This is a genomic window from Pseudomonas sp. S30_BP2TU TE3576, from assembly GCF_050436025.1.
GTDB lineage: Bacteria > Pseudomonadota > Gammaproteobacteria > Pseudomonadales > Pseudomonadaceae > Aquipseudomonas.
The window spans coordinates 1,687,028-1,700,284 of the sequence record NZ_JBNDLK010000001.1 but is presented as its reverse complement, the minus strand read 5'-3'; the positions used below and the strand labels follow the sequence as shown (position 1 = coordinate 1,700,284).

At 58.4% G+C, this 13,257-nt stretch carries 14 protein-coding genes; 9 read left to right on the top strand and 5 right to left on the bottom strand.

Annotated features, from left to right (window positions below):
- The first annotated feature begins 197 nt into the window (after nucleotides 1–197).
- Nucleotides 198–389: a YegP family protein gene (locus ABIA48_RS07710; RefSeq protein WP_429487689.1), complete on the top strand. Its 192-nt coding sequence runs from the start codon at nucleotides 198–200 to the stop codon at nucleotides 387–389.
- Between the two features lie 51 nt (nucleotides 390–440).
- Here ABIA48_RS07710 and ABIA48_RS07705 read toward each other — a convergent pair whose 3' ends face one another.
- Nucleotides 441–647, bottom strand: a complete 207-nt coding sequence (locus ABIA48_RS07705; RefSeq protein ID WP_429487687.1) for a hypothetical protein — start codon at nucleotides 645–647, stop codon at nucleotides 441–443.
- A 250-nt stretch (nucleotides 648–897) separates the two neighbouring features.
- Between ABIA48_RS07705 and ABIA48_RS07700 the strand changes: the two genes are divergently transcribed.
- Together ABIA48_RS07700 and ABIA48_RS07695 are read left to right on the top strand one after the other, a co-directional pair.
- A complete protein-coding gene (locus ABIA48_RS07700) occupies nucleotides 898–1,824 on the top strand; it encodes a LysR family transcriptional regulator (RefSeq protein ID WP_429487685.1) in 927 nt (308 codons plus the stop codon).
- 57 nt (nucleotides 1,825–1,881) lie between these two features.
- Nucleotides 1,882–2,247: a 5-carboxymethyl-2-hydroxymuconate Delta-isomerase gene (locus tag ABIA48_RS07695; protein WP_429487683.1), complete on the top strand. Its 366-nt coding sequence runs from the start codon at nucleotides 1,882–1,884 to the stop codon at nucleotides 2,245–2,247.
- A 3-nt stretch (nucleotides 2,248–2,250) separates the two neighbouring features.
- Here ABIA48_RS07695 and ABIA48_RS07690 read toward each other — a convergent pair whose 3' ends face one another.
- The 3 genes from ABIA48_RS07690 to ABIA48_RS07680 all read right to left on the bottom strand — a co-directional run bounded on the left by ABIA48_RS07690 (nucleotide 2,251) and on the right by ABIA48_RS07680 (nucleotide 5,418).
- Nucleotides 2,251–3,189: a LysR substrate-binding domain-containing protein gene (locus tag ABIA48_RS07690; protein WP_429487681.1), complete on the bottom strand. Its 939-nt coding sequence runs from the start codon at nucleotides 3,187–3,189 to the stop codon at nucleotides 2,251–2,253.
- A 113-nt stretch (nucleotides 3,190–3,302) separates the two neighbouring features.
- A complete protein-coding gene (locus ABIA48_RS07685; protein WP_429487679.1) occupies nucleotides 3,303–4,220 on the bottom strand; it encodes a DMT family transporter in 918 nt (305 codons plus the stop codon).
- 13 nt (nucleotides 4,221–4,233) lie between these two features.
- Nucleotides 4,234–5,418, bottom strand: a complete 1,185-nt coding sequence (locus ABIA48_RS07680; RefSeq protein WP_429487677.1) for a cyanate transporter — start codon at nucleotides 5,416–5,418, stop codon at nucleotides 4,234–4,236.
- A gap of 499 nt (nucleotides 5,419–5,917) precedes the next feature.
- Between ABIA48_RS07680 and ABIA48_RS07675 the strand changes: the two genes are divergently transcribed.
- The 6 genes from ABIA48_RS07675 to ABIA48_RS07650 all read left to right on the top strand — a co-directional run bounded on the left by ABIA48_RS07675 (nucleotide 5,918) and on the right by ABIA48_RS07650 (nucleotide 12,473).
- Nucleotides 5,918–7,300 (top strand): glutamine synthetase family protein, encoded by a 1,383-nt coding sequence (locus tag ABIA48_RS07675; RefSeq protein WP_429487675.1) that lies wholly within the window; start codon nucleotides 5,918–5,920, stop codon nucleotides 7,298–7,300.
- Between the two features lie 189 nt (nucleotides 7,301–7,489).
- Complete coding sequence (locus tag ABIA48_RS07670; protein WP_429487673.1) at nucleotides 7,490–9,139, top strand: phosphoethanolamine transferase; 1,650 nt, start codon at nucleotides 7,490–7,492, stop codon at nucleotides 9,137–9,139.
- Nucleotides 9,140–9,211: 72 nt separating this feature from the next.
- On the top strand, nucleotides 9,212–9,874 hold the full coding sequence (locus ABIA48_RS07665) for a class I SAM-dependent methyltransferase (protein WP_429487671.1): 663 nt from the start codon (nucleotides 9,212–9,214) through the stop codon (nucleotides 9,872–9,874).
- A 123-nt stretch (nucleotides 9,875–9,997) separates the two neighbouring features.
- Nucleotides 9,998–11,131 (top strand): ribonuclease D, encoded by a 1,134-nt coding sequence (gene rnd, locus ABIA48_RS07660; RefSeq protein WP_429487670.1) that lies wholly within the window; start codon nucleotides 9,998–10,000, stop codon nucleotides 11,129–11,131.
- Nucleotides 11,128–11,421 (top strand): YcgL domain-containing protein, encoded by a 294-nt coding sequence (locus ABIA48_RS07655; RefSeq protein WP_310063560.1) that lies wholly within the window; start codon nucleotides 11,128–11,130, stop codon nucleotides 11,419–11,421. The genes rnd and ABIA48_RS07655 overlap by 4 nt, the downstream gene beginning before the upstream one ends.
- Before the next feature lie 119 nt (nucleotides 11,422–11,540).
- The gene (locus ABIA48_RS07650; protein WP_429487667.1) at nucleotides 11,541–12,473 is read left to right on the top strand and encodes a D-2-hydroxyacid dehydrogenase; all 933 of its coding nucleotides are present in this window, start codon (nucleotides 11,541–11,543) and stop codon (nucleotides 12,471–12,473) included.
- A 124-nt stretch (nucleotides 12,474–12,597) separates the two neighbouring features.
- Here ABIA48_RS07650 and ABIA48_RS07645 read toward each other — a convergent pair whose 3' ends face one another.
- A complete protein-coding gene (locus ABIA48_RS07645; RefSeq protein ID WP_007984791.1) occupies nucleotides 12,598–13,191 on the bottom strand; it encodes a nitroreductase family protein in 594 nt (197 codons plus the stop codon).
- Nucleotides 13,192–13,257 lie beyond the last annotated feature (66 nt).

The window sequence follows — 13,257 nt, the reverse complement described above, 5'->3', positions numbered from 1 at the left end:
AAGCCAGTTCCCAGGAAAAGTTACCTGTCCAGGTCACTCTATTTACCTGCCCCCGAATCCATTGGGCGCCCAGTCAATCAGGGGCTCCGTTGCGAAATATCCTCTGACACTGAAAACAATCGCCCCGGAAATTCCTCCTCTACTCTGGTTTCGCAGGCCACTGATCTGCAGTCACCAGCAATCGCAAGGAGCGAACAATGTATTTTGAGATCTACAGGCAAATCCGCGGCACCGTTCTGACCGGCAAGGGCCAATGGCGGTGGCGGTTGAGGGCGGGGAATCATGAGACGGTTGCCAGCGGGGAGGCTTACGTCAACAAGGCCGATTGCATGCACGCAATCGGTTTGATCAAAGGGACCTGCGATCAGACCCCGATCAAGGAAATCTAGATTGAATGAGGGGGAAGCTGCTCGTTCAGAGCAGCTTCGTTTCAACCCGCCTTACGGCTGGGAATGGCCCAGTTTTCTCTTGATCAGTTCGTAGACGTCCTTGTGGGTGGAGTTGTGCAGGGATTTGTCCTTGCAGGCCGAGGAGAGGAACGTTTTGACCTCTTCCCTGGCGTGTGGGTACAGGCTGGCGACGTAGTCGGCTTCGTGGGCCTGGGTGCAATTGAAATGCTTGTCGTCTTTGGCTTTGTCTCTGGCCACGGTGCTGCTCCTTTGATTGCGCAAGTTTTGCATGACGAGGGTGGTTTTTTCCCTCGTGCGTCGCTGAGCTTAGGGACTCACGGGCTGCCTGCCAGGGGTTACGGGTAAAAAGGAAGGGGCTGTAAGACGAAGCGTGGAACAGCATTTTGCTTAAACGTGAACGGCGTCAGGCTGTTGAACCTGAGTTGGATGGACGGCAGTCGTGTCAGCTACCTAAACTGTCGGCAGATTTGGGGATCGGGGGCAGTGGATGAATCGCAATGAACTTCGCAAGGCGGATATCAACCTGATGGTGGTATTCGAAGCGCTGATGCTTGAGCGTAATGTCACTCGGGTGGCGGAGAAGCTGTTTCTCGGTCAGCCGACCATCAGCTCAGCACTCAATCGCTTGCGTGCGATGTTCAATGATCCGCTGTTCATACGCGTTGGTCATCGCATGGAGCCGACAGCGCGGGCTGAGGAAATCATCAGGCACTTGTCGCCGGCGCTGGACTCCTTGTCCGTGGCCTTGAGCCTGACCCATGATTTTGACCCGGCCAGCAGCACGATGACGTTCCGCATCGGGTTGTCCGACGATGTCGAGTTTGGCCTGTTGCCGCCGTTGCTGCGAACCCTGCGCCAGGAAGCGCCCAATGTGGTGTTTGTAGTGCAGCATGTCGATTACTGGCGGATTCCCGACTTGTTGGCGTCCGGCGATATCACGGTGGGTATCAGCCAGACCCGTGGCTTGCCGGCCAATGCCAAACGCAAGTTGCTGCGGCACATCCAGCCCTGCATTTTGCGCGCCGATGCCTCCGACAAACCGCTGACCCTCGATGAGTATTGCGCGCGACCGCACGTGCTGGTGTCCCATACCGCCAATGTCAGTGGTTACGCCGACGAGTGGCTGGCGGAAATCGGCCGCACGCGCCAGGTGGTGCTCTCGGTACCGCAATACAGTTCTTTGCCGGCACTGCTCGCCGGGACGGACCTGATTGCCAGCCTGCCGGACTACACCGCCGAGGCGATGGCTGCATCGGGAATGCTGTTCAAGGAACCCTTTCCGATCAAGACACCCACTCTGGACCTGTCTATGGTCTGGCTCAGTCATGTCGATACCGACCCCGCCGAGCGCTGGTTACGCTCGCGCCTGGAGGCGTTCATGAGTGAGCGTGCGATTTTGCCGCTGCCCGAATGAGCACGGCGGCGCTGTGTTATATGTACGACCTGTTCATCCACTATCAGGAACTCACTCATGCCTCACCTGCACATGGAATATACCGCCAACCTGACTGATCTGAATGCCGATGTGGCACTGATGCGTTTGAACAATGCGTTGGTGGCTTCCGGTCAGTTTGCTGCCGAATTCGACATCAAGAGCCGCGCGGTCAAGGTCGAGACGTTCAAAGTCGGTACGGCATTGGCTGAGCGGGCGTTCGTGCATGTGAAGCTGGCGCTGTTGAGTGGTCGTTCCGCACAGATCAAGCAGCAGCTGTCTGAAAGCCTGCTGGCGGTGGTGCAGGACCTGTGTGAGTGGCCGGGCGGCGTTGAAGTCCAGTTGTGCGTGGAGATTCTCGATATCGATCGCGATTCCTACAGCAAGACTGCCATCAGCAACTGAATATCAGGCCGTTTCCTGCTCGGTGCAGGCCAGGATCACTTGTTCTCGTAGCCAGGTGTTGGCGCTGTCTTGATCAACGCCTTGGCTCCACTGCATATCGAGGGTGAAACCCGGCAAGCCTTCGGGTGCTTCGCAGTGATCGAAGGTGTCTGTGCTGGTCAGTAGTTGCTGGATACGGCGCGGCAGGGTCAGGGCATAGTCGGTGCCAGTGATCAGCTTCAGCGCTGCACTGTAGCTGTTGGCGCGCGCGATAATCTGGCGTTGTCTTGCCTGTTGCGCGAGCCAGCCGTCGACCATGTTAGTGGCAGATGTCCAGGGTGTCGGGAACACGTGTCGACGCTCGACATAGGTTTGCAGACTCAGGCGTGGTTCCGCTGGCGCGGCGCGTTTATCGAAAACACAGACCAGATCGTCTTTGAGCAGCGTCCGGGATGTGAAGTCGACATGACTGCGATGAAAGTTCGGGCCGAAGCACATCACCAGGTCTAGGCTGCCGTCGCGCAACGCTTCAGCCGGGATGTCCGCTTCGAGTTTTAATACATTGACCATCACCGGAAGATCGGCGAGGTCAAAGGTTTTCAACAAACGCGGCAGAATCAACAGTTCGAAGTATTCCGGTGCACAGATGTTGAAGGTCACAGGTTGCAGGCCAGGGTCGAAGGCGGGGGGACCTGCGTGACACAGGTTGATGCTTTCCAGGATTTTCAGCGCGTGAGGATACATCGTGCCGGCCTTGCAGGTGGGCTGCATGCCGCCGGTGCGGGTATTGATGAATAGTTCGTCCGCGAAACTGGTGCGCAGTTTTTTCAGGCAGTAACTCACCGTGGACTGGCTGATGCAAAGCGTCTCGGATACACCAGTGACGCTGTTTTGCTCATACACGGCGACGAACACCATGAGGTCCTGCATATCGAGTTTTCTAAGTGAATTACTGTTCAGCATCCGTTCTGTCTCGCTGCGCCCCTGCGCTGACCGTGCGCAAGTGTGAGCGAATGATCCTAGCGGAACGAGGGCGCATTGAGAATGATTTGCAGGAGGTTTCGGTTCAGGCCGAGTCAGCCCTGGACTACCAGCGACACTGCACGGCGGCTGGACATCAGCAGTGCAAACATGCCGATGCCTACCAGTACCGCACCGGCCAACTCCAGCGGCAGAGGCTTCTGGCGCCCCCAAAGCCAGTGAAACAAGGTGATGAACAGCGTGCTCAGGTAGATGTAGGAAATCACCGAGGAAGGCGCGATCACGCCGATGGCCCGATGCAATAGCCAGAACGTTGCCAGCGTGGCGAATACGGCCAGGTACATCAGCCAATAGAAGTCGTTGAGCGTCAGTAATGATGCCGAGCGCCAACCGCCACTGAGTCCACAGAACACCAGCAGAAACAGCGCACCGAACAGCATGTTCCAGAACGTCATGGGCACCGGCCCGCGCCCCTTGAGGCTATTGGCTTTCAGGCGTTGGCTGAGGGGGGCGTAGAGCGCCATCGCCAGGCATCCCATGCCGTACACCGTCAATGCGTACGGCGATGGCAACTCGCCGGGGCCGGCGCCTTTCATAATCAGCAAAACGGCCCCGACAGCGGCGAGCAGCATGGGCACAATCCGTTGTTTCAGGCGGCTGTCAGGTGTCAGCACAGCTTCGAACGCCAGGGTCATCAGCGGCACCAGCGTGAACATCGTCCCGGTGTTGACGGCCGAGGTGTAGCGCAAGGCTTCGAACAGCGAGCCGAAGTACAACGCCAGCAGCAGGCCGAGCACGGCATGACCGAGCAGCCCGCGGGCGGTCATGACGGCGTCGCCTTTAAGCAGCAACAGCGGTAGAAATACTACGGCGCAAAACAGCAGGCGCAAACCGGTCAGCAGGATCGGGTCGATGGCCTGGCTGACTTGCGCCGCCGCGGAAAATGATGCGGCGATCAACAAGGCCCAAAGCAGCATGCTGGCGTGAGCTACGGCGAAACCGGTGGTTTTCATGGCAGGCTCCGGGTCAGTGGATGTGTCGGATGTAGTGTCTTGGGTTGAAGCGCAAGACCATCAACATCATCAGCACCATGACTGCCGTCAGCGACCACCAGGCCCATTCGAAGCTGCCGAGCTGGTCGCGGATTATCCCGGCCAGCAGCGGCGACAGGCCGGCAATCAGGTAGCCGATGCCTTGAACGAACGCGGTCAGGCCACCAGCGCGCAAGGGATTGTCCAGGTGATCCAGCGATACAATCAGGCTCATCGGGAACAGGCCGCCAATGCCCAGCCCCAGCAGGCAAGGCCAAATCAGGCTCAAATGCTGCGGGCTCAGAATCAGTCCGCTGAAGCCGGCGATGATGAGCGTCAGCAATACCATCAGCACGATGCGGCGATCGCGGTTGCGATTGGCGATGACGGGGGTCAGCAGACCTGACAGCACTTCCATGGCGGTCAGAAATCCGAGCAGCAACCCGGCGTGCTGTTCGCTCCAGCCCTTTTCCACGTAGTACGGCGCCAACCAGGCCAGAACACAGGTGTAGGACGCAGTGCCCAGGCCAAAGAAGATCGCGAGTAACCATGCGCGGGAATTGGCGAAGAATGAAACGTTGCTGGATGTCTTTGAATCCAGTGTCGGCATCCCCGCTCGTTGGGTGCCCCAGAACAGTAATGCCAGCACGGCGAGAACGGCCCAGATCGCCAGACCCATGCGCCAGCTGCCGGTGCCCTGCATCACCAGCGGTGAAAAGGACGCAGCAATGGCGGCACCCCCCATGATCGACGTGACGTAGAGCCCCATGCTCAGGGCAACGTGGTCGCTGAATCGGGATTTGATCAACGCTGGCATCAGCGCCTGGATCAGGGCGATCCCGATACCTGCCAGCACCGCGCTGAGGATCAACTCCGCTGCTGAGTCAAGGAACAACCGCGAAACCGTGGCCACGCCGATGATCAGCAACGAGAACACCACCGTGCGCTGATCGCCGAGTTGCTGGCTGACGCGCAGGCCGACAAACATCGCCAGTCCCATGGCCATGACCGGCAACATGGTCAGCAGTGAAGCCAGGCTGAAACTCAGCGGGATGTCGACGCGAATCACCGGGAGCAAAGGTCCGACAGCGGCCATGGATGGGCGCAGGTTCAGGGCAACCAGGACAATGCTGAACATGAACCAGATGGCAGGGCGGGAAGTGGCTCGGGTGTTTTCCATGATCGGGCCTTGAGCAGTAGGGTTCCGATTAGACGCGTGAGGCATGGAGGCGGCAAATCAGAAAGTCCGGCGTAGTATTTAAAAATTAAATACAAACCGCTCCCACAGGGGGGGGGGGCTGCACTGAACAGCCAAATGTTTAGCCAAGCGATATCCAAAGTTCTTCAAATCCCGATTTAACGACTCAACCCGCCGTGTGACGCTGCGGTCATCTGTTTTCTTCGGTTCTCTTTATGGACGGTTGGCCGGTCGCAATCCACTTCAAGGCATCCACCGACGCCCGTGCGTCGAGCCTTGGTCGTCGATTCACGCCTGCCACCGCGCCAAACCTCTCTGCACTGCCTTCTGAACTGGCCTTCTGGGCGCTGTGGCATTGCCGCCATGCGCGCCCGCCGGATTCCTGCTTTTTCCGCTGATTGTCCCTACATTTCCGGTTGATGCCGGGATTAAAGCGCGGGTGCTTTTGCGTACCCGCCTGACACGGAAAAAGAGAGTTCCCATGAGTTGTGCCACGACCTCGTTTGCCACCCGGCAAGAAGCCCTGACCTTTCTGGAACAGAACCCGGATATTGAAATGTTCGAGTTGTTCATCCTCGACAACAACGGTGTGCCGCGAGGCAAGCTGCTGCATCGTGACGAGTTGCTGGCGGTTTACGAAAGCGGGCGACCATTGCCGAGCACCATCCTCGGTCTGACCATCAACGGCGATGACGTGGAAGACTCCGGGCTGGTCTGGGATGTCGGTGATATCGACTGCCGGGCCTACCCGATCAGCGGCAGTCTCACGCGCATGCCCTGGCGACTGATACCGACCGCGGCCGTGCAGGTCAGCATGCACCCGACGGAAGGAATGCCGGCTACCATTGCCGATCCCCGTCACTTGCTGGCGAAAGTCATCGAAGGTTTGCAGGCTGACGGCTATTACCCGGTCATGGCGGCGGAACTGGAGTTCTACCTGCTGGATCAGCAACGTGACAGCAATGGCCGGCCGCAACCGGCACGGGATGTCGATGGCGGGCGTCCGCGCGGAACGCAGGTCTATGGGTTGCGCGAGCTTGAACAGATCGAGCCGTTCCTGGCCGATCTCTACAGCGCCTGCAAGCTCCAGGGGATTCCGGCACGCACGGCAATTTCCGAGTACGCACCGGGGCAAGTGGAGATCACCCTCGAACACCGCACCGACGCGTTGCAGGCGATGGATGAAGCGGTGCGTTACAAACGTCTGGTCAAAGGGGTGGCGCACAAGCACGGCATGACAGCCTGCTTCATGGCCAAGCCTTTCGATGACCTGGCCGGCACCGGGATGCACATGCACGTGAGTCTGGCAGACAAGGACGGCAACAACCTCTTCGCCAGTGAAGCCCCGGATGGAACGCCACTGCTCAAGCAGGCCGTCGCAGGCATGCTCAGTACCTTGCTCGATTCGCTGTTGCTGTTTTGCCCCAACGCCAACTCCTACCGTCGATTCCAGGCCAACAGTTATGCGCCCCTGGCGGCCACCTGGGGCGTGGACAATCGCACCGTGAGTTTGCGCGTACCCGGCGGGCCGGCGTATTCCCGGCACATCGAGCATCGAATTTGTGGCGCGGATGCCAATCCTTATCTGGCGGCTGCGGCGATTCTGGCCGGTATTCATCGCGGTATCCGCGAACGACTCGACCCGGGTGCGCCGGTGGAAGGCAATGGCTACGCCGAGGCCGCGAAACTGTTGCCGACAGACTGGCTGACCACCTTGCGATCGCTGGAAGGTTCGAGTTGGGCCAGGGAGGCCTTCGGCAGTGAATTCCTCGGCGTTTACCTGGCGGTGAAACGCGCCGAATATCGTCAATTCATGGGTGAGGTCGGTGAGCAGGATTGGCGCTGGTATTTGCACCAGGCTTGAGTCGAATCTGAACCAGGACTGAACCATTCTCAAATAGTCTGAACGTTTCAGGCAGGTTTATAAGCCAACTAATTGTTGGCTTCTTTTTCACAAAAAATTGATGGTTGGCTACCTAAAATTAGAGATGTCTCGGTAAATGAAATTTTCACATTTACCGAAGGCACTTATTTTCAGGACCCGCCGAATCTCATGCTTAAGATTAAAGCCGTGCGCCCCGAATGGGTGACATTGATTGCCAGCGCATTTTTGTTAGTTGGCTTCAATTTTGTACTCTGGCAACACCTGTTCGAAATCACCGCATCCGACGGCAAAGGCATTGTCATGCGTGTGGCCTTCGGGGTGATGATCTTCGCGGCCTTCAATATTGTGCTGACCCTGCTGGCATTCCGGCCGGTGCTGAAGCCGGTCCTGACCCTGTTGTTCCTGATCAGTGCCGGCGTGGCGTATTTCATGAGCCAGTATGGCGTTTTGATCGATGCCGGCATGTTGCGTAACTTCGCTGAGACCAATGCCACCGAAGTACGTGACTTGCTGTCGATAAAGTTGTTCGTCTATCTTTTTTTGCTCGGTGTCTTGCCTGCGTGGTTGTTGTGGAAAACGCCGATTAGTTATCGTCGCTGGCACCGTGAGCTATTAAGTAAAGTGTTGGTGACGTTTGCTTCTGCGGCGGTCATCGGTGGTGTTGCACTGATTAATTATCAAGGCCTGTCGTCGCTGTTTCGCAATCACCATGAATTGCGCCTGATGGTCGTGCCGAGTAACTACATTGGTGCGTCGGTCGGTTACCTGCGTGAGCAGGTTGCGTCTGCACATCAGCCTTTTGTGAAACTCGGGGAAGATGCCCGGCGCAATCCGGCCTGGCAAACTCACAGCCGCAAATCCCTGACGGTTCTTGTCGTGGGTGAAAGTGCCCGGGCAGAGAACTTCGGCATCCTTGGCTACAGCCGGGACACCACTCCGAAACTGAGTAAGGAAGATGGCCTGATCGCCTTCACCGATGTGCACTCCTGCGGTACTGAAACCGCCGTATCGGTACCTTGCATGTTCTCCAATATGGGGCGCAAGGATTACAACGCCAGCAAGGCAAAGAATGAAGAAGGCCTGCTGGATGTGCTCAAGCATGCGGGTATTGACGTGATCTGGCGTGACAACCAGTCAGGCTGCAAAGGTACGTGCGATCGCGTCACCGTTCAGGACGTCAGCAATCTGAAAGACCCGGTGTTGTGTGCCAACAGTGAATGTCGCGACGAAATCCTGCTGCAAGGACTGCAACATTTCATCGATAACCTGGACAAGGACACCGTATTGGTACTGCACCAGATGGGCAGCCACGGTCCTGAGTACTTCAAGCGTTATCCGAAAGAATTCGAACGCTTCACCCCGGTTTGCGAGAGTAACGCCCTGAACAATTGCAGTCGCGAAAGTATCGTCAACGGCTACGACAACACCTTGGTATATACCGACCATGTGCTGTCGACCCTGATCGATCTGTTGCGCGGTAGTCAGGACAAAGTGGATACCGCGATGCTCTATCTGTCGGACCACGGTGAGTCCCTGGGTGAATACAACTTGTTCCTCCACGGTACGCCTTACATGCTGGCCCCGGAGCAGCAAAAGCATGTAGCCATGTTTGCCTGGTTCTCCGACAGCTATAAAAAATCGTTTGCGGTAGATGCCCATTGCCTGCAACAGAGTCGTGAAAAACCCTTGAGTCAGGACAACCTGTTCCATTCGATGCTTGGGCTGCTGGAGGTCAACAGCAAGGTCTACAACCAGGATCTGGACATGTTTGCCGGATGTCGTGGTCCAGTGGTCGACGGCGCGTTGGCCAAAGATTGAGTGCTCCGATTTTGTTTCACGCGGCGGCCGCCGAACTGCGGCCTGTAGAACTTTTATCAAGAGCCATTGCACATGTCCGCTCAGCCCCCATCCGCCATCGAGCTTGAGATTGCCCGGCGCTACGACCAGGAGCACGCTCGCGTCTGCCATCAGCCGCAAGCACCGGGCCTGGCCGGGCGCCTGACGCTCTGGCGTGAGGAGCGTATGGTGCGCAATGCGCTCAACGTCGCCGGCGAGCCCGGTCTGATCCTCGACGTGGCCTGTGGTGTGGGGCGTTTCTGGGCGGTGCTGGCCGAACATGCGAATCGGGTGATCCTCGCGACGGATCCGTCTCAAGACATCCTCGATCATGCCCGCACACATCATCCGCAGAGTTTGTTGAAGCGGATCAAGACCTTTCAAAGCTCCGCGTTCAAGATTGGCTTGTCGGAGAATGCGGTTGACTGCATTTTTTGCATGCAACTGTTTCAACACCTCACCCACTCAGAACACCGCCTGGCGATGCTTGGCGAGTTTTACCGGGTCAGTCGCGATACGGTGATTGTCGCGGTGCGTCTCGACAGTCGTTTCAAGGGCGCGCGTCCGGGCGTGGGGGGCGTTCCGGCCCGGCCGTTGCCGAGCAAGGCCGAGGTAGAAAGCGAGTTCAGGCAGGCGGGTTTCCGTTTGCTCAGCCATCACGACTTTTTGCCCGGTTACGTGCGAATGCGGGTCTACGTGCTGGGTAAGACCAGCTAGTTCGACTTTGTCGGACTATTCTTTATGCCACGCAGTAATTTTCGCTAATGCTCTTGTTCAGTGGATGCGCGGAAATCGCCGGGGGCGATATATACTGCGCGCCATTCTTCAAGGGAGAGCCGTGTGGCCATCGATATTCACTGGATTCGCGACAACGATAGCCTCGGACGGTTGTGTGCCGAGTGGCAGCAGTTGCCATTCGTTGCCCTCGACACCGAATTCATGCGGGTCGACACCTTCTATCCGATCGCAGGCTTGCTGCAGGTCGGCGATGGCGAGCGCGCCTACCTGATCGACCCGCTGAGCATCGACAACTGGCAACCATTCGCCGCGCTGCTGGAAAACCCGGCCGTGGTCAAAGTGGTCCACGCATGCAGCGAAGACCTCGAAGTCCTGCTACGCCTGACCGGCAGCCTGCCGGCTCCATTGTTCGATACGCAACTGGCTGCCGCTTACCTGAACCTCGGTTTTTCCATGGGCTATTCGCGGCTGGTGCAGGAAGTGCTCGGCATCGACCTGCCCAAGGGTGAAACCCGTTCGGACTGGCTGCAACGTCCGCTATCCGAAACTCAAATCAGCTATGCCGCGGAAGATGCCGTGCACTTGGCTGAAGTCTTCGTAAAGCTGCGTCCAAAGCTGTCTGACGAGAAATGCGCCTGGGTCCTGGAAGACGGCGCCGAGCTGGTGGCCAACCTGCGTCGCGAGACCGACCCGTACGAGGTCTATCGCGAAGCCAAGCTGGCCTGGAAGCTGTCCCGCGCCCAACTCGCGGTATTGCGTGAGCTCTGCGCCTGGCGCGAAAAGGAAGCCCGGGCCCGTGACCTGCCGCGCAACCGGATTATCCGCGAGCATTCGTTGTGGCCGCTGGCGCGTACGCAACCGGATAACCTCGGTGCCCTGGCGAAAATCGAAGACATGCACCCGCGTACCGTGCGTCAGGATGGCGAGTTTCTGCTTGATCTGATCAAGCGCTCTGGCAGTGTGTCGCCTGATCAATGGCCGCCGGCCGTGCCGGAACCGCTGCCGGTGGATGCCGCGGCATTGCTCAAACAGCTGAAAGCCATCGGCCAGGCCGAGGCCGAGCGCCTGAACATTGCACCGGAACTGATGCTGCGCAAGAAAACCCTGGAAGCACTGCTCAAGAGCGGCTTCCCCAATGGTCCCTACCAATTGCCTGATTCGCTGCGTGGCTGGCGCCGCGAATTGATGGGCCAGGCGCTGCTCGACAGCCTGGCCACCGCCGGAGAACAGCCTTGAAACGTATTTGCTCCATCTACCGCAGCTCGAAGAAAAACCAGATGTACCTGTACGTACTCAAGAGCGATGCTCTGGAGCGTGTGCCGGATGCCCTGATGGCAGCCTTTGGCAAGGCCATCCACGCGTTTGACCTGGTGCTGAGCCCTGAGCGCAAGCTGTCACGCGAGGACATCACGGTCGTGCTGGAAAACCTCGAAAAACAGGGTTATCACCTGCAAATGCCGCCTGCCGAAGACGAGTACATCGAGCACTTGCCGGAAGAATTGTTGCGCCGCAACGATCCGGTGTGAGCGGCAGACAGGCTCTGTACAGAGTGGTTATGAAACACTGATTGATTTTAGCGATGGCAGCCTCGATGGAGCACCACTCTGTCGGCGGCCGTTTGCACTGTTTTTGAAAGGTTTGAAGCATGCGCGTCCTGATTGCTGAACACGACCACCCCGTGTACGCCCAACTATTGCGCGAGGCGGCACCGGATCTGGAGGTACTGACCAGCGGTGATTCCGCCGAACTGGCCAGTCAGGCCGCCGATTGTCCGGTGTGGCTCGGCCAGCCTGATCTGCTGGCGACCCTGTTGCGCCAGGGCCATCAACCACAATGGCTGCAATCGACCTGGGCCGGCATTACGCCGCTGCTGGCTGACGGTTTGCCGCGGCACTATCGGCTGACGCGTGCAGTCGGAATCTTCGGACAGGTCATGGCCGAGTACGTGCTCACGTATATGCTCGGTCACGAACGTGAAGTGCTGGCGCGGCTGGTCAGCCAGGTCGAGCGCAAATGGGACAGCCGCCAGGGCCAGAGCCTGGCCGGGCGTAAGGTGTTGATCGTCGGCACGGGTGATATCGGGCAAAGTGTCGCGCAGTTCCTCGTGCCGTTCGGCGTCGAGTTGTATGGCGTTGCCAGCAGTGCGCGGGAACAGGCACCGTTTATCGAAGTCGGTTCACTGGCGGATCTGCCGCGGCTGGTCGGTGAAGTCGATTACGTGGTCAATCTGCTGCCGAACACGCCGCAAACCCACGATATCTACGACGCGGCGCTGTTCAAGCAATTCAAGCCGACCGGGTTGTTCATCAACGCCGGGCGCGGTGTGGCGGTGGTCGATGCGGATCTGGTGGACGCCTTGAAAGAAGGGCATCTGGCGGGCGCAGTGATCGATGTGTGCCGTCAGGAGCCATTGCCCCAGCGTCATCCATTCTGGACAGCCTGGGGTTTGCTGCTGACCGGCCATAGCTCGGCACCGACTTCGCCGTCGATGATGGTGAAGCTGTTTGTCGAGAACCTGCGGGCGTATCAGGCGGGAGAGGCGTTGCACGGAGAAGTGGATTTCGATCGCGGGTATTGATTCACCGCGATCAAAAAGTGTGGGAGCGGGCTTGCTCGCGAATACGGAGTGTCAGTCGACAATTTAGTGGCTGATACACCGCATTCGCGAGCAAGCCCGCTCCCACATTGGTATGTGCAGCGGTTTAGAGGGTGAAGTCGCCTTCAGCCGCCAATTCGCTCAACGGACGGCGCGGGCTTGGTTCTTCACGGGCTTGCAGGTAATCCGCCAGGCTCGCCTTGTCCCCCAGTTTGCCCACCGCGACGGCGGCGTGCAGGGCGTAGCCTTCAGGAATGTTCAGCTCCTTGCGGGTCAGTTCCTGATCGAAGCCGGCCATGCCGTGGGTGTGCCAGCCGCTCAGGCTCGCTTGCAAGGCCAGGTGGCCCCAGGCGGAACCGGTGTCGAAGGTGTGCCACAGGGCCGGGGTTTCTTCAGTCGCGCCAGGCACGGCGAAGGTGGTTTTCGAAATCACGATCACCAGGGCAGAAGCGTGTTGCGCCCAGCTGCGGTTGAATTCGTTCAGCAGGCCCAGGTAACGCTCCCAGTTCGGTGTATCACGACGCGCGTAAAGAAAACGCCAAGGCTGCGAGTTGTAGGCCGAGGGTGCCCAGCGTGCGGCTTCGAAGAAGCTCAGCAGAGTCTCCTCCGGAATCGTTTCGCCGGTGAAGGCGCGGGGCGACCAGCGATCGGTGAACTGAGGGTGAATGGCGTAATCGGCAACGCGTGGGTTAGCACTCATCAAGAGATTCCTTGCTACGTTTGAAAGAGAGGGGCGACGCAAAACCCTACTTGGCAGCGCAAAAAC

Excerpts from the sequence above, each read along its gene's own strand:
- ABIA48_RS07710 (WP_429487689.1), top strand. The coding sequence starts at position 198 with ATGTATTTTGAGATCTACAGGCAAATCCGCGGCACCGTTCTGACCGGC.
- ABIA48_RS07645 (WP_007984791.1), bottom strand. The coding sequence starts at position 13,191 with ATGAGTGCTAACCCACGCGTTGCCGATTACGCCATTCACCCTCAGTTC.
- ABIA48_RS07680 (WP_429487677.1), bottom strand. The coding sequence starts at position 5,418 with ATGGAAAACACCCGAGCCACTTCCCGCCCTGCCATCTGGTTCATGTTC.
- ABIA48_RS07690 (WP_429487681.1), bottom strand. The coding sequence starts at position 3,189 with ATGCTGAACAGTAATTCACTTAGAAAACTCGATATGCAGGACCTCATG.
- ABIA48_RS07700 (WP_429487685.1), top strand. The coding sequence starts at position 898 with ATGAATCGCAATGAACTTCGCAAGGCGGATATCAACCTGATGGTGGTA.
- ABIA48_RS07685 (WP_429487679.1), bottom strand. The coding sequence starts at position 4,220 with ATGAAAACCACCGGTTTCGCCGTAGCTCACGCCAGCATGCTGCTTTGG.
- ABIA48_RS07650 (WP_429487667.1), top strand. The coding sequence starts at position 11,541 with ATGCGCGTCCTGATTGCTGAACACGACCACCCCGTGTACGCCCAACTA.
- ABIA48_RS07675 (WP_429487675.1), top strand. The coding sequence starts at position 5,918 with ATGAGTTGTGCCACGACCTCGTTTGCCACCCGGCAAGAAGCCCTGACC.
- ABIA48_RS07665 (WP_429487671.1), top strand. The coding sequence starts at position 9,212 with ATGTCCGCTCAGCCCCCATCCGCCATCGAGCTTGAGATTGCCCGGCGC.
- ABIA48_RS07695 (WP_429487683.1), top strand. The coding sequence starts at position 1,882 with ATGCCTCACCTGCACATGGAATATACCGCCAACCTGACTGATCTGAAT.
- ABIA48_RS07670 (WP_429487673.1), top strand. The coding sequence starts at position 7,490 with ATGCTTAAGATTAAAGCCGTGCGCCCCGAATGGGTGACATTGATTGCC.